Below are 20,779 nucleotides of genomic sequence, written 5' to 3' on the forward strand. Positions count from 1 at the left end.
CGATCCGCCGGTGGGATCGAACAGCGGGCCCCGAGGGCGTCGGCCCAGACCGTCTGGTCGTCCGAACGGCCGTGATCGCGGGCCACAGTGGGTCGCGCGCTGGGGCTGATCGACGACTCACGAACGAAGAGCGCCACCGCCCCGCGACGGGGCGGCGGTCGAAAAGCGGGTGGAGGGGTGTGCGTCAGCGGGGCCCACGCCAGACGGCGAGCGTCGCACTCGCCTCGCCGCCAGGGCCGTGCCACAGCAGGCGAACGGTGTCGGTGTCGTCGACATCGTCCAGCGTCGCCTGATCGCCCGCAGAGACGGTCGCGCCGCTTGCGACATCAGAGTGGTCGATCCAGTCGGCCTCCGTGCCGTCTGGTTGCACGATCGTGAGTTCGTCTTCGGGGATCGGTGAGCCGCTGGCGTGGGTGATCGTCAGGGTGTCCGCGTCCGCGTCGTACTCGGTGGTGAACGACACTTTCGGCGTCGGTTCGCCGAGCCGATCGCCCATCCCGAGCGCGAACGTCGCGAGGACCGCCGCGAGGATCACCGTGATGGCGATCATCAGGATGACCCCGATGACCGGGCTGACCGCGTCGTCGTCCGCACCGATCGCATTGAACGACTCGATCAGTCCGGCCGGTCGGTCGACGATCGCACTCGATTCATCGGCGTCTCGATCAGTCATGGCTCAGGCGTGTGGGCCGGTCCAACTCGCGTAGACCACGGTGCGATCGCTGTCGGGCGACGTCCAGACCAGTCTGAGGTGGTCGGTCGCGCCGACGTCCGGGACGGTGTAGGTGTCGCCGGGCGAAACCGTGCCCGAATCGCGCCAGACCGTCTCGACCGCCGTCGTGCCGTCACCCGACGTTCCGCGCACGACCAGTCGGTCGCCGGGGACCGCCTCGCCGCCGGTGTGGGTGATCGTCACCGCACCGCTACTCGTCGGGTCGCCGTCCCAGTCGATGTCGAAACTGGCCTCGGGCCCGAGCGTCACGCTGTCTGCGGTCGCGTCCGTCGTCGAGAGGACGAACGTCGCGCCCGCAAGCGCGACCACGAGCGTGAGTGCGACCGCGAAGATCACGCCGATCACGGGGCTGGCCGCGCGTGCGTCCTCGAAGGGGGGTGGAATGTGCATGGTGGAGAACGGGCGAAACGCCCGGAATTCAGGGGAGTTAGCTCGTGCCGTCGAACGTCGTCATCGTCGCGGAACTGTCGCCCTCACCAGACCGCCAGACGACGCGGACTGTTTGAGTCAGGTCGACAGGAGTGCTATCGATGTTAGTAACGCCATCTTCCAGGGTAATGCTGGACCCAGCGTTGACGTCTCCACTCGATCCTACCGTTTCCCACGTTGCCTCGTTTCCATCGTTGATGATGTACAGTTCGCTTGCCGAGATCGAGTCACCACTACTGTGGGTAATCGTCAGGTTGTCGTTGGTCCCCGAGGTGTCGAGATCCGTGTTGAAACTCGCCTGGGGCGAGGTGGTCTGAAGCTGGTCTCCGAGTCCGAGGACGAACGTCGCGATGACCGCGGCCAGAATCACCGTGATGGCCACCATCAGGATGACCCCGATGACCGGGCTCACCGCGTCGTCGTCCGCGCGTAGTTCTGTAAACATGGTTGGGGTGGGACACCCACGCCGAGCGGGACGGCCCCGACTGGGGTGGGTGCTCACTCCAGACCCATGTTAGATAACCTAATAAGCGCTCGCACGCAGTATCAGTCGAAAGAATTGGGCGATTGCCCTCCCGAAGAAATCGGGTATAGAGCTCCTTACAGTCGCTTCAGGCGGAGAAATTCCTCGAACAGCTTTGATTCAACGATCGATAGCGAGTGGAACGATCCGTTTTCGTTATCGATAGCTAGATTCTCACCCAGATAAGCAGCGGCTACGAACGGTGGGGCGGGCGAATTCGACGCGATGGCGATTTTGGGGTGGTCGTGGGGTGTGCTATCAGGGGTTCGGGGACCGGGTGCTCGCGCGCGGTGGGGGATCGGGTTCGGGACGGTGGCAGGGCGGTGGCGGTGCGGAGCGGCGGCGGTGCGGAGCGGCGGCGGGGCGGAGCGGCGGCGGGGCGGAGCGGCGGCGGTGGCGGCGGAACGGTGGCAGAGCGGGCGAGAGATCGAGAAAGTGCCCCCGAGCCCCGAGTGTGGGTGTCGAACGCCCGATCGTGCCCGAACTGCCGACCGGCGCGACCTGCCCCAGGGCACAGCGCCGCCATAGAACAGCGTCGGCTAAGGTAGATTAGAATAGGGTATTTTGAACTACCCTATAGTTCACGACCGTACTGGCGTTTCGGGAGCGGGATCGGTCGGGCGGCCCTCCGCAGGTCTGGAACTGGGATGGCAATCGTCCGCCTGGTGTGGGTTCTTGGCGGCGGCTGGTGGGCCACGGCGTCCTGACCACGCTCGCGGGGCTGGCCTCGATCGACGGTCCCGATCGCCATCTGGATGGACGACCGCGTCTCGAACCGGTCTGGACCGGCGGCGCAACACTCATAGGCCATATATCCCAATATATGGCATGGTCAAGACCATCCGTGTCTCCGAGGAGTATCACGAGTGGCTGAGCGCCCACAAACACGGCGACGAGACCATGGAGGAGACGCTTCGCCGGATGACACGCGGCCCGTCTCCGAACGACGTCGCTGGGCTCCTGACCGACGACGAAGCGACGGCAGCCAAAGCAGCGGTCGAGGACCTCCGTGGTCGTGATCGCGACCGGTTCGAGGACGCCCGGAGTGCCGTCGAGAGCGACGAATGATTATCGATTCCTCGTATTTGTTCGACCTGATGGCGGAGGATCCAGACGCGTTCGCGACGGGCGCGGAACTGGTCGAGAACGGAGAGATGCAGTGGTTGCCGACGCCGGTAGCGAGGCGTACTACGGCGTCGCCACGGCCCGGAGTTCGACGACCGAAGCGGAGGTCCGGAATCGACTCCTCGGCTATCCGCGGATCGACGTCGACGACGAAATCGCACGGACGGCAGGCGAACTCCTCGCGAACGCTGACGATCGGGCTGGATCGAGCTCTGGCGTCGGATCGAACGACGCGTACATCGCCGCGATGGCTGTCGTCCTCGACGATGCGGTCCTGACGGCCAACGTCGAAGACTTCGACGCACTCGGTGTCCCGGTCGAGACCTACTAAACGTGCGTTCGCCGGCAGCGTGTGGACTGCTGGCGACCGATGCGAACGTCGCCGGCGTCCGACTGCGTAGCGATCGTCCCGCCGAACCTGGATTCGAGACTCTCGACAGACACGACGGACGGTCACCAGCCTCGGTCGCACTCCACGTCGTCGGCGCAGCGTTCGCGCGGCGAAAATTGAGAGCGAGGGACCGGGAGCGACGGGTCCCGAGCGCCCGACGCGCTGGGCGCGAGTCGTTCGTCTCCCTCCAGCGTCCCGCCGTCGCGTCCGGCCGGCAAAGATGATACGTCGAAGTATGATATTCTGAAGTACGATTATTCAGAATATTTTTATCGTGTCGCCACGTCTGATCGTCCATGACCGAGTTCGTGAACCGAACCGAGGAACTCGACCGGTTACGAGACTGCTTCGAGTCCGACGACGCCGAACTCGTCGTCGTCTACGGTCGTCGCCGGTTGGGGAAGACTCGTCTCGTCAAGCAGGCCCTCAGAGAGTACGACGAGACCGTCTTCTACCAGGCCCGGCAGAAAACCCGGACCCTCCAGATCGAGCAGTTCGTCGAGACGGCCGCCGAGACGGTGCCCGGGATCGAACGGATCAGACAGGATTGGGAGCCACTCATCGAGTATCTGGCCGAGCAGGACGCGATCGTCGTCCTCGACGAGTTCCCGTACCTGATCGAACAGGACGAGAGTCTCCCGTCCGTGTTGCAGGCACTGTTCGATCACGAATTCGCGGCGTCGAGTGGCACCATCGTCCTCGTGGGGTCGTCGATCAGCATGATGGAGGAGGCGACGCTGCTGGGGGACAGTCCACTCTATGGCCGGTCCTCGCTGAAACTCGACGTTCGACAGCTCCCCTTCGACGCGGCCGTCGAATTCCTCCCCGAGGACGCGACACCAGACGACTCGGTTCGGGCCTGGAGCGTCTTCGGTGGCGTGCCCTACTATCTCGAAGAACTCGACCCGACGGCGTCACTCGGTGAGAACATCCATCACACTGCGCTCGCACGGCACGGCTCCCTGCACAGCGAACCGGAATACGTCCTCCGGATGGAACTCCAGGAACCGACGCGGTACTTCTCGATCCTCGAAGCGATCGCCGGCGGGGCGACCGGGCGCAACGACATCGCCGGTGCGACCGGGATCGAGTACAACCAGCTCTCGACGTATCTCGATCGACTGACGCGCTTGCGACTGATCGAGCGGCGCGTCCCGGTCACCGAGCGTCCCGAGCGCTCGAAACGGAGTCAGTACCGGATTCGAGACCCCTATTTCCGGTTCTGGTTTCGGTTTCTGTACGGCAGTCAGGACCGCTACGCCGAGTACGGGGCGGGGGCCTACGACCGTCTGATCGAGCCCGCAATGGGCGATTTCGTCGCGCCGGCGTTCGAGGAGTTGTGCTGTCGGGCGCTGTGGACGTTGTACGACGAGTATCCCGTCGTGAACGTCGGCCAGTGGTGGTATCAGGACCACGAAATCGATGTCGTCGGATTGACCGACGAGGGCGTGCTCGTCGCGGGCGAGTGCAAATACCAGTCCTCGCCAGCCGACTTCAGCGCGCTGTCGTCACTGGAACGTCACGTCGAGGAACTCCGCTGGACGCCCGACGGCGGGGGAGACCGAACCTGTGAGTATGCACTGTTCTCGCGGAGTGGCTTTTCGGACTCCCTCCGAGACGCGGCCGCCGATCGATCCGATCTCCGACTGTTCTCGCTGGCGGACGTGGTCGAGACCCTGACTGCAGACCGGTCGTGAGAGTCGATTGGCCGGGACGGCCCCTGACGCTCGCTCACGGCACTTTCCCGCGGCCGAGGCACGCTCGACGGACCAGTAGGGTCGAGTCCCGCGGCACGTGGCCCAGAGAGGCCCCGGAGCCCGGGCGTTTATCGGCCCTGCGACCCTCCCGACGGTATGGAACAGGAGTCACCGATCGTCCGCCTGGTGTGGTTTCTCGTCGTCGGCTGGTGGGCCACCGGGGTCCTGACCACGCTCGCGTGGCTGGCCTCGATCACCATCGTCGGCCTCCCGCTGGGGATCAAACTAATCAACCTCGTCCCGCGCGTGGTCTCGCTCAAGCGTCGCGCGGAGATCGACGGCGAGCGCACGTCTCAACACGGGCTGTTCGTCCGCGCAGTCTGGTTCGTGGCGATCGGCTGGTGGGCCAGCGGGCTCTGGCTCTCGGTCGCGTACGCGTTCGCGGTGTCAGTGATCGGCCTCCCGGTCGCGATCTGGATGTACGACCGCGTGCCGTGGGTCCTCAGTCTGTACCGGTACTGACCGACGACGGTCGGCCCGAACGAGCGCGAATCGAACCGGAAAAGAAATCCTTTAACGAGTTCACCCGAACCGTCCGATGAACTTTCGATGTCGCCGCCACCTACCGTTCCGACCGACCAGCCGGGGGTGAGGGGGTCGTGACGAATCGGTTGCTCGTGCCGGTCTCCGACTCGGGCACGTTGCGGCAGACGGTCGCGCACGCCGTCGAGACCGCCGTCGAGGCGGAACCGGTCGACGAGAGCGCGGCGACGATCCACTTCGTCGTCGCACTGTCGCGGGCCCAGCCAGTCGACGCCGACGAGCCACCGGGCGAGTTGCTCGACCGCGTCGCGGTCTGGGCCGCCGAGGACCGCGGCGACGCCGACCTCTCGATCGAGACCGCACTGATCGGCTCCGCGGAGTACCTGTTCAGCCCCGACGACTACGCCGACGTGCTGGCCGAGTACGCCGCCGACGCGGGGCTCGATCACGCGATCTTCGATCCGGGCTACAACCCGTTCGGCACCGCACCCTTGCTCCCGCCGCTGGAACGTGAACTCGAACGACGAGCGATCGTCGCGGAGACCGCGCCCGTCCAGCGCGACCGTCGATTCCCGTCGCTGGTCGAACGCGGGACCGTGTTCCAGGCGCTCGCACTCGGCGCGGTCGCGTTCGGCTTCTATCTCCTCCTCGCGGGCTCGGTCGCCCCGTTCGAACTCGTCACGGGCGCGATCACCGCGAGTGTCGTCGCGACGGCGCTGTGGGGCGTCTCGCTGACGGCCCCGGTCAGGCCCGGCCGCGACGTCGTCCGTGTGGCTCGGCTCCTGGTCTACGTGCCCTATCTGCTGGCCCAGATCGCCGTCGCGAACCTCCAGATCGCGTACGTCGTCCTCCATCCCGACCTGCCGATCGACCCCGAGATGGTCGAGTTCGACGCCGCGGTCTGGTCGCCGCTGGCGGCGACGACGCTCGCGAACAGCATCACGCTCACGCCGGGCACGCTGACCGTCGACGTCTCGCGACGGACGTTCACCGTCCACACGCTGACGACGACCGCTCGCGACGACCTGTTCGACGGTGGCCTCGAACGTGCCGTCCGGTTCGTCTTCTACGGCCGGTCGGCCGCCCGCGGCGCGGGGCCCGCCGAACGCGAGGAGGTCCAGGAATGATCGCGCAGATCCTGCTCGGGACCGCCGCGGCCTTCCTGGTCGTCTCGCTGGCGGGCGTCTACCGCATCGTCACCGGGCCGACCGCGCCCGATCGCGTCATCGCGATCAACCTCGTCGGGTCGAACGTCGTCATCGTCATCGCCGCGATCGCTGCCGCGATCGGTGAACCGGGCGCACTCGACATCGCGCTGGTGTACGCGCTGCTCAACTTCGTGTTGAGCATCGCCATCTCGAAGTTCGCGGTCGAACGGGGGGGATTCCTGTGACGCCCCGCGAGATCGCCGTCCTTCTCCTGGCCGCCGGGGGCGTCTTTTTCGCCGTCGTCGCCGCCATCGGCCTGTTGCGCTTCCCGGACGTCTATACGCGCGCCCACAGCGCCTCGAAAAGCGACACGCTCGGCGCCGTCCTCACACTCGCGGCGGTCGCGCTCGCGTTCGACGCCGGCCTCGCCCGCGTGAAGACCGTCCTGCTCGTCGTGTTCATGTTCCTCACCAACCCGACGGCCGCCCACGCCATCGCGCGCGCGGCGGCCGATCGCGGGATCGAACCCTGGACCACGGAGGACGACGAATGATCGAACTCGCACTCATCGCCGTGTTGCTCGCGACCGCGCTCGCGACCGCGCTCTTGCGGGACGTCCTCGCCGCGATCGTCGCTTTCAGCGCCTACAGCCTGGCGATCGCGGTCGTCTGGGTCCTCCTCCGCGCGCCCGACGTGGGACTGACCGAGGCCGCCGTCGGGGCCGGCGTCGTGACCGTCCTCTTCTTGCTCGCGATCGAGGGGACCGTCCGGGCCGACGCCGAGCGAACGCTCGCCCGGATCGACTGGCCCGCCCTCGGCGTCGCGCTCGCGCTCGTGGCCGTCCTCGCGCCGACGGTGCTCGCACTCCCGCCGGTCGGCGCGGCCGACACGGCGGTCGCCGCCGGTGACGTCACGACCCACTACGTCGAGAACGCCTACGACGACACCGGCGTCGAGAACGTCGTCACCGCCGTGCTCGCGGGCTACCGTGGGTTCGACACGCTCGGTGAGGTGACCGTCGTCTTCGCCGCCGGGATCGGACTGCTGGTCGTGCTCGGTCGGGAGGGATTCGCGTGAGCGACGCCGACGACCGCTCGCCGTACGTCGAGAGCCCGATCATCATGACGACCGTCCGGGTGATCGCGCCGTTCGTGTTCACCCTCGGGTTGTTCGTCATGTTCCACGGCGCGGACTCCTCGGGCGGTGGCTTCCAGGGTGGAGTCATCGTCGCGACGGTCGTGATCATGCTCGGCATCGCGTTCGGCATCGACGTGACTCGCGAGTGGATCGGTGACACCGCCCTGGGCGCACTCGCCGTTCTCGGCGTCGCGGCCTTCCTCGCGGCGGGGCTGGGCGCGCTCGTCTTCGGCGGGCGCTTCCTGGAGTTCGGGGTCTACCCGATCGGGCACGCGACGACCTACGGCATCGAGTTCGTCGAACTCGGGATCGGCGTCACCGTCGCGGGCGTCGTCTCGGGGCTGTTTTTCGCGATCGAAGCCGCCGCCGACGGAGGGACTCAATGATCGAAGCCGTCCTCGAACGGAGTTACTACGTCGTCGTGCTCGCGCTGGCGGGCATCGGCGCGTACATGACGATCGGTGATCGCCATCTCGTGAAGAAAGTCATCGGGCTGAACGTCTTCCAGACCGCGATCTTCCTGTTTTTCATCGCGGCGGCGTTCGTCGACGGCGGCAGTCCGCCGCTGCTCTCGGCGCCCGCCCCCTACGTCAGCCCGCTGCCCCACGTCCTGATTCTCACCGCCATCGTCGTCGGCGTGAGTCTCACGGCGGTCGCGCTCGGGTTGATCGTCAGAATCTACAATCGCTACGGGACGATGCACGAGGACACCCTCCGGGAGTTGATGGCCGATGACTGACCTGCCCGCGCTCGTCGTCGCCGTGCCCCTCCTCGGTGCCGTTCTCACCGCCGCGGCGGGACTGATCCGCTCGCGCACGGGGTGGCCGATCGCGCTCCTGACCGCGCTCGTCCAGACCGTCGCCGCACTCGCACTCGCGCGCCTGACGCTGGACGGTCCGGTCCGGTACGTCGTCGGCGGCTACACCGCGCCCTACGGCATCGAACTCGTCGTCGATCTGCTCGGGGCGTCGATGGTCGTCCTGATCGCCGTCGTCACGCTCGGCGTCGTCGCCGTCGCGCGATCGCTCGGCCCCCGCTCGAACACGTTTTTCGCGACCGTCCTCCTCCTGGTCGTCGGGCTGACGGGGATGAGCGTCACCGGCGACGTGTTCAACCTCTACGTCTTTTTGGAGATCACCGGGCTCTCGGCGTACGCACTGGTCGCCGCGGGCGAGGAGGGTCGCTCGGCGGTCGCAGCACTCAAATACCTGATCGTCGGGACCGTCGGGGCCTCACTCTATCTCCTCGGGATCGGCTACGCCTACGTCGCGACGGGGACGCTCAACATGGCTCACCTCGCCGACGAACTCGCGGTGATCGGGTACGACGCGACGCTCGTCCAGGCCGCGTTCGGGTTGATGGTCGTCGGCCTGTTCGTCAAGGTCGCGGTGTTCCCGATCCACACCTGGCAGCCGACCGCCTACGCCGGCGCGCCCGACACCGTGAGCGCGCTCATCTCGGCGCTGGTCTCGACGGTCGCGGCGTACGCGCTGATCCGGATCGTCTTCACCGTGTTCACCGTCGAGTTTCTGGTCACGAATCCCGCCGCACGCGCGGTCTTGCTCGCGGCCAGCGCGGCGAGCATCGTCGCGGGGAGCGTCCTCGCGGTCCGCCAGACCGAGATCAAGCGCCTGCTCGCGTACTCGTCGGTCTCCCAGTACGGCCTCGTCGTCGGTGCGATCGCCGTCGCGACGCCGACCGCGCTCACCGGCGCGGCGATCCACCTCGTCGGCCACGCGGTCATGAAAGGCGCGCTCTTTCTGGTCGCCGGCCTGATCGCGACCGCGACGGGCGTCCGCCGGATCGACGACCTCGACGGCCTCGTCGATCGCACACCGGTCGGCGCGGCGACGTTCGGCGTGCTCGCGCTCGCGATGGTGGGCGTCCCGCCCGCCATCGGCTTCGTCGGCAAGTGGTTCGTCGCGCTCGGTGCGATCGAGGGCGGGGCGTGGGGCCTGGCGGTCGTCATCTTCGCGAGCACGCTGTTGACACTCGCCTACTTCCTCCGGGCGCTCGAACGCGTCTTCGTCCGTGACGCGCCCAGCAAAGAACGCGACCCCGTCCCGTGGGTCCACCGGGTCACCGTCGTCGTCGCGGCCGTCGCCGTGATCGCACTCACACTGGGGGCCGTCGAGTACGCCGCCCTCATCGAACCGACGATCGGGAGGCTCCTGGCATGATCGAACTCAGACCGCTGCTCGCCGTCCTCGTCCCGCTGATCGCCGTCGTACCGATCCTCGCGAGTCGCCGCCGCCCGAACGTCCGGGAGGCCTGGACGCTCGGCACCGCCGTCACGACGTTCGGCGTCGTCGCGAGCATGGTCCCGGGCGTGCTCGCCGGCCAGATCTACGTCACCTCGCTGGGCGCGGTCGTTCCCGGGGTCGACTTTGCGCTCCGGGCGGACGCGCTGGGCGTCCTGTTCGCGGCGCTCGCGAGTCTGCTCTGGATCGCGACCAGCCTTTACAGCATCGGCTACATGCGTGGGCTGGACGAACACAGTCAGACACGGTATTTCGCGGCGTTCGCGGGCAGTATCGCCGCCGCGATGGGCGTCGCGTTCGCGGCGAACCTGCTCGTTCTGTTCGTGTTCTACGAACTGCTGACCGTCGCGACCTACCCGCTGGTCGTCCACGACGAGACCGAGGAAGCGCGCGCGGCCGGCCGGAAGTATCTCGCCTACACCTTCGGCGGCGGTGTCGCCGTGCTCGCGGGGACGATCCTCGTCTCCTCGCTCGCCGGGACGGTCGCCTTTACCCCGGGCGGGATCGACGGCCTGGGCGGGGACCCGGTGCTCGCGCGGGCCGCGTTCACCCTCCTCGCGGCGGGCTTCGGCGTGAAGGCCGCGCTGATGCCCGTCCACTCCTGGCTGCCCGACGCGATGGTCGCGCCGACGCCCGTCTCGGGACTGCTCCACGCCGTCGCGGTCGTCAAAAGCGGCGTGTTCGGCATCTCGCGGGTCGTCCTCGACGTGTTCGGCCCCGAGACCGTCCGCGACCTCGGGATGGGGCTGCCGCTCGCGGCCGTCGCGGCGATCACGCTGGTGACCGCGAGCGTGATCGCGCTCCGCCAGGACAACCTCAAACGCCGGTTGGCGTACTCGACGATCAGCCAGCTCTCGTACATCGTGCTCGGCCTGGGCGTGCTCGGACCGGCGGCGCTGGCGGGTGGCCTGCTCCACATCCCCGCGCACGCGTTCATGAAGCTCACGCTGTTTTTCTGTGCCGGCGCGATCCACGTCGAGACCCACACCGACGACATCAGCCAGATGGCGGGCATCGGCAAACGCATGCCGGGAACGATGGCGGCGTTCGGCGTCGCCGCGCTCGGCATGGCGGGCATCCCGCTGCTCGCGGGCTTCGTCAGCAAGTGGTATCTCATGATCGGGACGCTCGACGCCGGGCATCTCGTGTTCACGGGCGCGCTCGTGCTGTCGGGCGTGCTCAACGTCGCGTACTTCTGGCCGATCGTCTACCGGGCCTTTTTCGAGTCCGCAGAATCGAGCGACGCGACGCCGCTGCTCGAACACGCGCTGGGCGGCCGGTTCGCGACCGACGGCGGAACGACGGGCACGGCCGACGGAGGTCACGAACACCACGACGACGGCGACGACCACGACGATCACCACGTTGACGGTGAAGATAGCGACGACCACGACGCCGACGCCCACCACGGCGGCCCGCCCGCCGGTGGGTGGCAGCGCTATTCCCCGCGTGAGGAGACGACGTGGTTCATGCTCGGGCCGATCCTCGCGGTCGCGGCCGGCGCGGTCGTCCTCGGGATCGCACCGGGCCACGCCGTCTTCCTCGAGTTGGTCCGTGCAGTCGTCACTGCGGTCACGGGGGGATGGCTGTGATCGAACTCCTCCCGCCCGCGGTGGTCGTGCTCGCGGCCGCGCTCGTCGTCCCCTGGCTTCCGCGTCGGTCGGCTCACGCCGTCGGCGTGATCGCTGCGCTCGCGGTGACGCTCTGGGCCTGGGTCGTCCCGACGGGCGTCCACCTCGAAACGACGTTTTTGGGCTTCGAGGCCGTGTTCGTCTACGTCGATGCGGTCTCGCGGCTGATGGGACTGATCTTCGGGTTCATCGCCGCCGTCGCCGTCATCTACTCGTCTGCCACCGACGCCGGATCGCGCCAGACCGGGTTCGCGCTGGCGTACGTCGGCACCAGCCTCGGCGCGGTGTTCGCGGGCGACTGGCTCACGATGCTCTTCTTCTGGGAGTTGATGGCGATCACGAGCACGCTGCTCGTCTGGGACGACGGCGGGCGGGCGGTCCGGGCGGGATTCCGGTACGCCCTGCTCCACGGCCTCGGCGGCAGTCTGTTCATGGCTGCGATCGTCGCCCACTACGTCGAGGCTGGCACGTTCCTGTTCGGGGCAACCGGCGGGCCCATCGCTGGCATCACGCCGGGCTTGCCCGCGGCGCTCGCGGCGCTGGGCATCGGCGTCAACGTCGGCTTTATCGGCCTGCACGCCTGGCTGCCCGACACCTACCCGCGCCCGCACGTCGCGGCGAGCGTGTTCCTCTGTGTGTTCACCACGAAGACCGGCGTCTACGGCATGCTCCGGGCGTTCCCCGAGGGCCAGGTCTGGATCGCGTACATGGGCGGGGTGATGGCCGTCTTCGGCGCGAGCATGGCGCTGTTGCAAAACGACATGCGCCGCCTGCTCAGCTATCACATCCAGTCCCAGGTGGGCTACATGGTCGCCGGCGTCGGCATCGGGACCGCGCTCGCCCAGGCCGGCGCGATGGCCCACGTGTTCAATAACATCCTCTACAAGGGCCTCCTGTTCATGACTGCGGGTGTAATCGTCTATCACACCGGGCGCGAGCACCTCAAGAAACTCGGTGGCCTCGCTCGCGAGATGCCCGTGACGGCCGTCGCGTTCGCGATCGCCGCGCTCTCGATCGCGGGCTTTCCGGGCTTCAACGGCTTCGTCAGCAAGGGCATCGTCATCGCAGGCAGTCACTACGACTTTTCGGGGGTCGCCGCCATCGAGGCGCTCGCCGTCGGCGACCGCACGACCCTGGAGTGGCTCTTGCTGATCGGTGGCGTCGGAACCTTCCTCTCCTTCATCAAGTTCGGTTACTACGCCTTCCTCCACGGCGAGTACGACGGGTCGGTCACGCCAGCGACGCCCCTCCAGCGCGTCGCGATGATCGCGGTCGCCGCGCTGTGTGTGTTCTTCGGCGTCGTCGACGGCGCGCTGTTCACGCTGCTGCCCGTCGACGTGACGAGCGACGCGGTCTCGCACGTCTACGAGACCTACACGACGAGCCACATCGTCGAGGGCCTCGCGCTCGCGGCGATCGGTCTCGTGGGCTTTATCGTCCTCAAACGCCCGCTCGAACGGATCGGTGGGCAGGTCCCCGACGTGGATCGACTGTACAATCCCGCGCTGTTCTACGGGACGCGCGCGGTCGTCGTCGGCGTGACCGAACTGTACGCCGCGGTCGATCGGGCGGTCGTCACGGGCGGACGGGTCGGCACGCGCCTCGTCGTCCGGCCCGACGCCGTCATCGCCGACCGAACGAATCGCGAGATCGACCTCGAAGCGGGGATCGGTGCGAGCGTCGCGCTCGTCACGGTCGTGCTCGCGGGCGTCCTCCTCGCGCTGTTCTTATAACTCCTCGACCAGGCGCTCGGCAATCGCCCTCCCCAGCACGGCTTTCGACCCCACAATCGAGACCGCGTCGTCGCGATCGACCAGGAGTGCGTCGGTCGTCGCACCGCCCGCGGCGTCGGCGGCGTTCGCGACGACGAACGCGCATCCGACGCGGTCGATCTGGTCGCGCGCGGCCGCGATCAGGGCGGCCTCGTCGGCCGAGTCTTCGAGTTTGAACCCGACGATCGGCAGGCCTGGGTTGGCCTCGCGAACGCCGTCGAGCACCTTCGGCGTCGGTTCGAGATCGAGCGTGAGATCGCTTTGCCCCGACGGGATCTTGCCGTCGTGGGTCGCGACGGTGTAATCTGCGATCGCCGCCGCGGAGACGAACGCGTCGGCGTCCGCGCACGCCTCCAGGGCGGCGTCGTGCATCTCCGCCGCACTCTCGACGGTGACTGACTCGACCAGGGGAACGTCGGGCCCGTCGTGGAGCAGGGTCACGTTCGCCCCGCGGACGGCACAGGCGCGGGCGACTTCGCGGCCGGTCCGACCGCTCGACCGGTTCGAGAGCGTCCGGATCTGATCGATCGACTCGATGGTCGCGCCCGACGTGACGACGATCCGCTGGCCCGCGAGCGGTCGGTCGCCAGCGGCCCGGGCGGTCGCGGCGACGATCGCGTCTTCGGTCGCGATCTTGGCCTTTTCTTCCTCGAATCTGGGCTGGACGAGATCGACACCCCACGCGTCGAGCGTGTCCAGGGCGGCCTCGACGCCCGGGTGGTCGTACATCGGGCGGTGCATCGCGGGCGCGATCACGACCGGGGTGCCCGCGCCGAGTGCGGTCGTCGCGACGGTCGTGACCGGCGTGTCGTCGATCGCAGCGGCGATCTTTCCGACCGTGTTCGCCGTCGCGGGCGCGATCACGAAGACGTCGCCCCAGGGATCCTCACCGAAGAAGTGGACGTGTTCGACCGCGCCACCGATCTCCGTGACGGTCTCCTGGCCCGTCGCGAAATCGAGCGCCCACGGGTGGACGATGTCGGTCGCCGCCGGCGTGGTGACCGCCCGGACCGCGGCCCCGCGACGGCGCAACTCGTGAGCGAGTTCGACGGTTGTGACCGCCGCGATCGATCCCGTGACGCCGAGGACGACGTTGACCCCGTCGAGCATTGCCCGGCCTTCGACCCCGGGCACAAAAAACCACGCGTCGACCGGACGATCGCTGGGGGCACGGTCGATCGCCGGCAACCGGATTCGATTGGGACAGGGTTAAACATTAGACGTCTCTAATCCCGCCAATGCCCAGCGAGACGATCGAAGACTACCTCAAGGCGATCTATCACCTCCAGCGGACCGAGGGGCCACCGGTCTCGACGTCGGCAGTCGCGGATCGACTGGACGTGACGCCGCCGACGGCGACGAGCATGCTGAAGAAACTCGCCGCGGAGGGGCTGCTCGACCGCGAGGAGTTCGCGGGCGTCGAGGTGACCGACGCGGGCGAGGCGATCGCCCTCGAAGTGATCCGCCATCACCGCCTCATCGAGCGATTCCTCGCGGACGAACTCGATTACGACTGGACCGCCGTCCACGACGAGGCCGACGCGCTCGAACACCACATCAGCGAACAGTTCGAGGACCGCCTGGCCGAGGCGCTGGGCGACCCCGCTCACGACCCCCACGGCGATCCGATCCCGACCGCCGAGTTGGACCCCATCGGCCCGGAGCGATCGCGCCCCCTGGTCGGTGTCGACCCCGGGACGCACGCCCAGATCGCCCGTGTCGCAGACCGTGACGCGGACCAACTCGAATACCTGGCCGAGCGCGGGATCGAGCCCGGCTGTCTGATCACGGTTCTGGCGCATACCCCGATCGACACCGTCGCCATCGACGGGCCGGCGGGACGGGTCGAGATTCCAGTGGGGATCGCGGAGTCGATCCGCGTCCACGCCGAGGCCGACCCGGAGGCCGTCCACGGATGAGCGAGTGGTTCACGATCCTCGTGACGGCCTGGGGCCTGCAACTCGCGGTCTTGCCCGGCGAGAAAGTCCAGTTCATCATCGCCGCGCTCTCGACGCGCTATTCGCCATGGATCGTCGTCGGCGCTGCCGCCGCGGCGTTCGGGGGCTGGACGGCCATCGAACTGCTGGTCGGTGAGGCGCTGGTGACCGTCCTCCCCGAAGTCGTCCTCGACACCATCACCGCCGGCCTCTTTCTCCTCTTTGGCGCAATGCTCTGGCACTCGGCCCCCGCGAAAGGCAGTGCGGGACGCTCCGTCGAGACCGCCGAGACCGACGCGGAGACGGCGGCCGACGAGACCGACGGGGGCGTCCTCGAACTCGACGAGCGACTGAACGTCTCGATTCTGGGCTGGACGGTCCCCGATCGATTCGGGGCCTTCCTCCCGATCTTCGCGCTGATGGCCGTCGGTGAGTTCGGCGACAAGACCCAGTTGGTGACGATCGGGCTGGCGGCCCAGTACGGGGCGCACCCGGCGATCTGGGCGGGCGAGATGTTCGCGATCATCCCGGTGAGTATCGCGAACGCGCTGTTTTTCCACCGCTTCGCCCACCTCGTCGACATGCGAAAAGCCCACGCGGTGGCGGCGGCCATCTTCGTGTTCTTCGGGCTGGACACGATCCTCGCGATCACTGTCGGGGTATCGGTCTGGGAGCAGTTCGTCACGCTGGGCGGGACCGCCGTCTCGGAGGTGCTCGGATGACCGACGGCGCGTCCAGCGTCGACCCCTCCGACCTGGACGTCCGAACCGTCACTGCCGACCAGGACGGCCGCGTCGACATCGGCAGCGAGTACGCGGGACGGACGGTCACCGTCGCGGTGCTCGATCCCGCGGCGGCCGTCGAGGACGGGGCCGACGACGCTCCCGACTCGATCGAGTCGGCCTGGAGTCAAGCCTGCGAGGAGTGAGGCGAGTGGGCCGGAGCGACCCGGGTCAGGACCGGATGGCCTCGACCGGGTCCGCTGTCGCCGCTCGCCAGGCGGGGTAGAGTCCGCTGATCACGCTCGCGACCGTCCCGAACGCAAACGCCGCGACGAGAAAGCGCACGTTGCGCCACTGGAAGACGAGCGTCGGGTCCTCGAAGAGGACCTGATACAAAATCGCGCCCAGCGCGGTCGCGATCACGACGCCCGCCGCGCCACCGAGCACGCCGAGCAGCGTCGCTTCGGTCAGGATCATGCGCAACACCTCGAAGCGGGTGACGCCGACCGCCCGGAGGATGCCGATCTCGCCGCGGCGCTCGATCGTGCTCATCAGGAGGACGTTCAGGATGCTCACGCTCGCGACGAACAGCGAGATCGACCCGATCCCCATCAAGATGACGTTGATGACGTTGAAGAAGTTCCCCGTCCGCTGGCCCAGATCGCTCTGGGACTGGATCCGAAGCATCTCGCGATCGGCATTGAACGTCGCGTTGACCTGACCGGCGAGCGCCTGGGCCGCGTCGCCGTCTTCGGCGACGATCACCACCTCGTCGTACCCCCGCCGATCGATCGGCCCCGAGAGGACGACCTCGCTGTGTCGCGTGCCGAACCCGTCGCTGGTGGTCAGCGCGTGGACGCGCACGGAGCGATCGCCAACGGTCACCAGATCGCCCACCTCGACGCCCAGATCGGCCGCGAGACGCTCGTGGAGGAGCGCGCCCGAATGGAACGGCTCCGGGATCGACCCCTGGCTGACGTTGTACAGCACGTCGGGCCGGTCGACGACCTCGACGGACACGTCGCGGCGCTCGGTGCGCGTCGACAGTGCCATCCGATCACCTTTGATCGGGACGACCGTCGCGTTCGAGGCGACGAGGGCGATGCGTTCGATCTGGGCGGGCCCCAGACGGCGGTCGACCGGTGGCCCACCACCGCCGACCCGGACCGGCCGACCGGCGCGGTCCTCCATCACGCGCTCTGGGGGCCGTCGACCGTCGGTGGGCCGCCGCGTGTCGCGCTCGACGAACTCCGGGCCGGGCGTGATCTCGACGCGATCGGCCAGCCCCTGGAACTGCTGGGTCGCACCGTACTGCAGGGCCGTCCCCGCGATGCCCAGGCCCGCGATGGCGACGACGCCGATGAGGATGCCCAGCGCCGCGAGCACCGTCCGGACACGATTCCGCCAGAGGTTGCCCCACGCCATCCGGACGCTCGGGAGTCGGCCGCCGATCATACGTGCCCTCCGTCGAGCAGTTCGACCGTGCGATCGGCGTACTCGGTGACGATCTCGTCGTGAGTGACGACGACGGTCGCGACGTCCTCCTCGGCCTGGAGCCGATCCAACTCGTCGAGGATCGTCCGACTGGTATCCTGATCCAGATTGCCCGTCGGCTCGTCGGCCAAGAGGAGATCGGGGTCGTTGACGAGTGCGCGAGCGATCGCGACGCGCTGTTTTTGCCCACCCGAGAGCTCCGAGGGGCGATGGTCCAGCCGATCGCCCAACCCCACGCGATCGAGCAGTTCGCGCGCCCGCTGTTCGCGATCGGTCGAGCGGTCCCACATCGTGGGCACGACGACGTTGTCGACGGCGTCGAACATCGGCAGGAGGTGGTGATCCTGGAAGACGAAGCCCAGGCGATCCCGGCGCACGGCGGTCCGCTCGCCGGTGCCCGCGTCGGTCAGATCGCGATCGTCGAGGTGGATCGTCCCCTCGGTCGGCGTATCGAGCAGGCCGACGAGATTGAGCAGCGTGGACTTGCCCGACCCCGAGGGGCCGATCACCGCGACCGTCTCGCCGGTCGACACGCTCAACGAGACGTTCGAGAGTGCCTCGACGGCGGTCTCACCCGCTCCGTACCGTCGGGTGACGGTGTCGACCTCCAGGAGACTCATCGTCGCGACCAAACGAGATAGCCGCCCCCGCCGACGGCGAGCAGGCCGATCAGCGGGACGGCGATCGAGAGGATCGCGCCCAGGGGCAACCCGCCGCGCTGGGGTCGCTCGACGCGGTCCGGACCGGAGACGCGATCGGACCCATCGACGCCGGCCCCGCGGTTCGGCACCCCTCGCTCACCTCCATCGACCGGCGGGCCGCCCCCACCGCTCACGTCGACGGTGAACGTCGTCTCCCGACGCTGGCCGTCGGTAATGTACTCCGCGACGACCGGCACCTCGCTCGGTGGCTCACCCTCGACGCTGCCGACGAGTTCGAACGTCTCGAACGTGCTCGCGTTGATCGTCCCGACGAAGTACTCACCGGAGCCCTCGCGTGGGGTGACCTGCTCGGTGTCCTCGATCGACAGCAGCACCGACCGGACCGACTCGCCACCGACGTTGGCGGCGTTGCCCTCGATCGTGACGAGGTTCCCCGAGGAGGTCCGGAGTTCGGTGAGTTCGATGGCACCGGCCAGCCCCGTCGCGTCGCTCTGATTGCCGGCCTCGACGGTGATCGTCCGGGTAGTCGTCCGATAGACGCCATCGACCCGATAGCTCAGGTCGGCCGTCAACTCGTAGCTCCCGGGGTCCGGAAAGCTGGCTTCGAAGGTGAACGTCTCGTCGGTCCGGGCCGGAATCGACGCGGTGACGCGTCGCGGGCTGTCGATGTCGGCGTCACCCGAGAGACCGAGTTCGACGGTCGAAATCGCGGTGTCGGCCCCGTTCGCGACGCCGACCTCGACGGTCGTCGTCGATCCGGCGACCGGATCGGGATCTGGCATCGAGAGCAACACGTCGCCCGTCTCGCGGACGTCGAGGACGGTCGTCGACGTCGTGGAGTGGATCTCCCCGTCGAGTTTCCCGACGGCTTTCATCCGAAGACGCATCGATCCGGGGTCGTCGGGCGTGACCGTCAGCGTCACCGGCACCGTCTCGCCGGGCGCGACCGACCCCGGATCGCGGACGCGGTCGAGGTCCGTCCCCTCGGCGCCGCGAACGTAGACGTCGGTCAGATCGAGCGACCCACTCGCGTTCGCCGGCACGGCCACGTCGACGGTCAGCGTGACGGTCTCGCCGGCGATGGGGGCCTCGGGCGCGGGGCTCACGTCGGTGATGTCGATCGGATCCGCGGTCGCGGCCCCCGTCGGGACGGCGAGCAGCGATCCGATCACCGCGACGGCGACCAGCGCGGCCAGGCCTCGCCTCACGCGTGATCCCTCCGGGGTATCCAATCGGTTCCGGGCCCGTGCGATTCCACTCCCCACCGATCGAGACGAACGCGCATCAGTCGAATCGTATCGGTCGCTCGTAATATACTTCGTGGTCGTTCAATCGGGCGTTTGATCGACCCGAGGAGGCGACGATCGGGCCGCGACGGCCGCGCTCACCCGAGATCGAACTGCTCGGCGGCGGTCGCCATGTCCTTGTCGCCCCGACCGCTGCAGTTGACGATCAGCGAATCGTGATCGCTGGCGAGTTCTTTCGCGCGGGCGAACGCGTGGGCGGTCTCCAGTGCGGGGATGATCCCTTCGTGTTCGCTGACCTCGCGGAACGCGGCGAGCGCGGCGTCGTCGGTGACGCCCGTGTACTCGACGCGGCCGTCCTCGCGGAACATCGCGTGCTCGGGGCCGACACCCGGGTAATCGAGGCCCGCAGAGACCGAGTGGACCTCGGTGTCGTCGTCGATGACACGGGTGTGCATGCCGTGGAGGTCGTCGTCGTGGCCGTCGGCAAGCGGTGCGGCATGTGCGTCCGAGTCGGCGCCTTTCCCGCCGCCTTCCGCGCCGTACAGGGCCACGTCGTCGTCGCGGAACGCGTCGAACAGGCCGAGCGCGTTCGACCCGCCGCCGACGCAGGCGACACACGCGTCGGGCAACTGGCCCTCCCGGGAGAGGAACTGCTCGCGGGCCTCCTTGCCGATGACCGACTGGAACTCCCGGACCATCCGGGGGAACGGGTCGGGCCCGACGACCGACCCGACGAGGTAGTGGGTCGTGTCGACGTTCGCGGCGAAATCCTCCAGGGCGGCGTCGACGGCGTCGGCCAGCCCCTGATTGCCCCGCTCGACCTCGACGACGTCCGCGCCCATCAGGCGCATCCGGAAGACGTTCATCCGCTGGCGCGCGACGTCTTTCGCGCCCATGAACACCTCGGTGTCCAGATCGAGCATGGCGCCGACCATCGCCGTGGCGGTGCCGTGCTGGCCCGCACCCGTCTCAGCGATCAGGCGCTCTCGGCCCGAACGCTTCGCGAGCAGGCCCTGCCCGAGCGTGTTGTTGATCTTGTGCGCGCCGCCGTGGAGCAGGTCCTCGCGCTTGAGATAGACGTCGGTCCCCCAGGCCTCCGAGAGGCGGTTCGCGTAGTACAGCGACGTCGGCCGGCCGGCGTAGTCTTCGAGGTAATCGCGAAACTCCGCCTGGAACGACGGCGAGAGCGCGACCTCCTCAAAGGCCGCCGCGAGTTCTGCCAGCGGTTCTTCCAGCGGTTCGGGCACGCGTCGCCCCCCGTAGCGACCGAACGTGCCGGGATCGGAATCCTCGGACATCGCAGTTCCTACCAGGTACTGGCAAATAT

At 68.1% G+C, this 20,779-nt stretch carries 24 protein-coding genes; 16 read left to right on the forward strand and 8 right to left on the reverse strand.

The genetic code is table 11. From position 1 onward, the window contains the following. Positions 1–184 precede the first annotated feature (184 nt). The 3 genes from HARCEL1_RS02965 to HARCEL1_RS02975 are packed head-to-tail and all read right to left on the reverse strand — an operon-like array spanning position 185 to position 1,607. The gene (locus HARCEL1_RS02965) at positions 185–673 is read right to left on the reverse strand and encodes a type IV pilin (RefSeq protein ID WP_108381116.1); all 489 of its coding nucleotides are present in this window, start codon (positions 671–673) and stop codon (positions 185–187) included. Between the two features lie 3 nt (positions 674–676). Further along, complete coding sequence (locus HARCEL1_RS02970) at positions 677–1,123, reverse strand: type IV pilin (protein WP_108381117.1); 447 nt, start codon at positions 1,121–1,123, stop codon at positions 677–679. 37 nt (positions 1,124–1,160) lie between these two features. Further along, on the reverse strand, positions 1,161–1,607 hold the full coding sequence (locus HARCEL1_RS02975) for a type IV pilin (protein ID WP_108381118.1): 447 nt from the start codon (positions 1,605–1,607) through the stop codon (positions 1,161–1,163). A 906-nt stretch (positions 1,608–2,513) separates the two neighbouring features. Between HARCEL1_RS02975 and HARCEL1_RS02980 the strand changes: the two genes are divergently transcribed. The 13 genes from HARCEL1_RS02980 to HARCEL1_RS03040 all read left to right on the forward strand — a co-directional run bounded on the left by HARCEL1_RS02980 (position 2,514) and on the right by HARCEL1_RS03040 (position 13,351). Further along, complete coding sequence (locus HARCEL1_RS02980) at positions 2,514–2,753, forward strand: hypothetical protein (RefSeq protein ID WP_108381119.1); 240 nt, start codon at positions 2,514–2,516, stop codon at positions 2,751–2,753. Between the two features lie 91 nt (positions 2,754–2,844). Continuing rightward, entirely contained in the window at positions 2,845–3,141 is a 297-nt protein-coding gene (locus HARCEL1_RS02985) for a type II toxin-antitoxin system VapC family toxin (protein WP_233357390.1), read from the forward strand. 356 nt (positions 3,142–3,497) lie between these two features. Continuing rightward, complete coding sequence (locus HARCEL1_RS02990; RefSeq protein ID WP_108381120.1) at positions 3,498–4,898, forward strand: ATP-binding protein; 1,401 nt, start codon at positions 3,498–3,500, stop codon at positions 4,896–4,898. A gap of 156 nt (positions 4,899–5,054) precedes the next feature. Then, positions 5,055–5,420, forward strand: coding sequence for a hypothetical protein (locus HARCEL1_RS02995; RefSeq protein WP_108381121.1), 366 nt, complete (start codon positions 5,055–5,057; stop codon positions 5,418–5,420). Positions 5,421–5,557: 137 nt separating this feature from the next. Continuing rightward, positions 5,558–6,568, forward strand: a complete 1,011-nt coding sequence (locus tag HARCEL1_RS03000) for a monovalent cation/H+ antiporter subunit E (RefSeq protein WP_108381122.1) — start codon at positions 5,558–5,560, stop codon at positions 6,566–6,568. Beyond that, on the forward strand, positions 6,565–6,834 hold the full coding sequence (locus HARCEL1_RS03005; protein WP_108381123.1) for a monovalent cation/H+ antiporter complex subunit F: 270 nt from the start codon (positions 6,565–6,567) through the stop codon (positions 6,832–6,834). Before HARCEL1_RS03000 ends, HARCEL1_RS03005 begins: the two co-directional genes overlap by 4 nt. Then, positions 6,831–7,142, forward strand: a complete 312-nt coding sequence (mnhG, locus tag HARCEL1_RS03010; protein WP_108381124.1) for a monovalent cation/H(+) antiporter subunit G — start codon at positions 6,831–6,833, stop codon at positions 7,140–7,142. Before HARCEL1_RS03005 ends, mnhG begins: the two co-directional genes overlap by 4 nt. Beyond that, a complete protein-coding gene (locus tag HARCEL1_RS03015) occupies positions 7,139–7,666 on the forward strand; it encodes a DUF4040 domain-containing protein (protein ID WP_108381125.1) in 528 nt (175 codons plus the stop codon). Before mnhG ends, HARCEL1_RS03015 begins: the two co-directional genes overlap by 4 nt. Continuing rightward, the gene (locus HARCEL1_RS03020) at positions 7,663–8,112 is read left to right on the forward strand and encodes an MnhB domain-containing protein (RefSeq protein ID WP_108381126.1); all 450 of its coding nucleotides are present in this window, start codon (positions 7,663–7,665) and stop codon (positions 8,110–8,112) included. The genes HARCEL1_RS03015 and HARCEL1_RS03020 overlap by 4 nt, the downstream gene beginning before the upstream one ends. Then, positions 8,109–8,465 carry a cation:proton antiporter subunit C gene (locus HARCEL1_RS03025; RefSeq protein ID WP_108381127.1) on the forward strand — a complete coding sequence of 119 codons (357 nt, stop codon included), beginning with the start codon at positions 8,109–8,111 and terminating at the stop codon, positions 8,463–8,465. The genes HARCEL1_RS03020 and HARCEL1_RS03025 overlap by 4 nt, the downstream gene beginning before the upstream one ends. Then, positions 8,458–9,906, forward strand: coding sequence for a proton-conducting transporter transmembrane domain-containing protein (locus HARCEL1_RS03030; protein WP_108381128.1), 1,449 nt, complete (start codon positions 8,458–8,460; stop codon positions 9,904–9,906). Before HARCEL1_RS03025 ends, HARCEL1_RS03030 begins: the two co-directional genes overlap by 8 nt. After that, entirely contained in the window at positions 9,903–11,579 is a 1,677-nt protein-coding gene (locus HARCEL1_RS03035; RefSeq protein ID WP_108381129.1) for a proton-conducting transporter transmembrane domain-containing protein, read from the forward strand. The genes HARCEL1_RS03030 and HARCEL1_RS03035 overlap by 4 nt, the downstream gene beginning before the upstream one ends. Then, positions 11,570–13,351, forward strand: coding sequence for a Na(+)/H(+) antiporter subunit D (locus HARCEL1_RS03040; protein ID WP_108381130.1), 1,782 nt, complete (start codon positions 11,570–11,572; stop codon positions 13,349–13,351). Before HARCEL1_RS03035 ends, HARCEL1_RS03040 begins: the two co-directional genes overlap by 10 nt. Here HARCEL1_RS03040 and coaBC read toward each other — a convergent pair. Then, positions 13,346–14,500: a bifunctional phosphopantothenoylcysteine decarboxylase/phosphopantothenate--cysteine ligase CoaBC gene (gene coaBC / locus HARCEL1_RS03045; protein ID WP_108381131.1), complete on the reverse strand. Its 1,155-nt coding sequence runs from the start codon at positions 14,498–14,500 to the stop codon at positions 13,346–13,348. The two genes, HARCEL1_RS03040 and coaBC, sit on opposite strands and share 6 nt — an antisense overlap. 128 nt (positions 14,501–14,628) lie before the next feature. Here coaBC and HARCEL1_RS03050 point away from each other — a divergent pair, with 128 nt between their 5' ends. The 3 genes from HARCEL1_RS03050 to HARCEL1_RS03060 are packed head-to-tail and all read left to right on the forward strand — an operon-like array spanning position 14,629 to position 16,255. Then, positions 14,629–15,309 carry a metal-dependent transcriptional regulator gene (locus tag HARCEL1_RS03050; protein ID WP_108381132.1) on the forward strand — a complete coding sequence of 227 codons (681 nt, stop codon included), beginning with the start codon at positions 14,629–14,631 and terminating at the stop codon, positions 15,307–15,309. Beyond that, positions 15,306–16,049 (forward strand): TMEM165/GDT1 family protein, encoded by a 744-nt coding sequence (locus HARCEL1_RS03055; RefSeq protein ID WP_108381133.1) that lies wholly within the window; start codon positions 15,306–15,308, stop codon positions 16,047–16,049. Before HARCEL1_RS03050 ends, HARCEL1_RS03055 begins: the two co-directional genes overlap by 4 nt. Then, positions 16,046–16,255: a hypothetical protein gene (locus tag HARCEL1_RS03060; RefSeq protein ID WP_108381134.1), complete on the forward strand. Its 210-nt coding sequence runs from the start codon at positions 16,046–16,048 to the stop codon at positions 16,253–16,255. The genes HARCEL1_RS03055 and HARCEL1_RS03060 overlap by 4 nt, the downstream gene beginning before the upstream one ends. A 25-nt stretch (positions 16,256–16,280) precedes the next feature. Here the strand turns inward: HARCEL1_RS03060 and HARCEL1_RS03065 are convergent, their stop codons facing one another. The 4 genes from HARCEL1_RS03065 to trpB all read right to left on the reverse strand — a co-directional run bounded on the left by HARCEL1_RS03065 (position 16,281) and on the right by trpB (position 20,750). Then, complete coding sequence (locus HARCEL1_RS03065) at positions 16,281–17,504, reverse strand: ABC transporter permease (RefSeq protein WP_233357391.1); 1,224 nt, start codon at positions 17,502–17,504, stop codon at positions 16,281–16,283. Continuing rightward, positions 17,501–18,163, reverse strand: coding sequence for an ABC transporter ATP-binding protein (locus HARCEL1_RS03070; protein ID WP_108381135.1), 663 nt, complete (start codon positions 18,161–18,163; stop codon positions 17,501–17,503). The genes HARCEL1_RS03065 and HARCEL1_RS03070 overlap by 4 nt, the downstream gene beginning before the upstream one ends. Beyond that, a complete protein-coding gene (locus tag HARCEL1_RS03075) occupies positions 18,160–19,413 on the reverse strand; it encodes a COG1361 family protein (protein ID WP_108381136.1) in 1,254 nt (417 codons plus the stop codon). The genes HARCEL1_RS03070 and HARCEL1_RS03075 overlap by 4 nt, the downstream gene beginning before the upstream one ends. Positions 19,414–19,589: 176 nt before the next feature. Continuing rightward, positions 19,590–20,750, reverse strand: coding sequence for a tryptophan synthase subunit beta (gene trpB, locus HARCEL1_RS03080; protein WP_108381137.1), 1,161 nt, complete (start codon positions 20,748–20,750; stop codon positions 19,590–19,592). Between the last annotated feature and the right edge of the window lie 29 nt (positions 20,751–20,779).

The organism is Halococcoides cellulosivorans, assembly GCF_003058365.1.
GTDB lineage: Archaea > Halobacteriota > Halobacteria > Halobacteriales > Haloarculaceae > Halococcoides > Halococcoides cellulosivorans.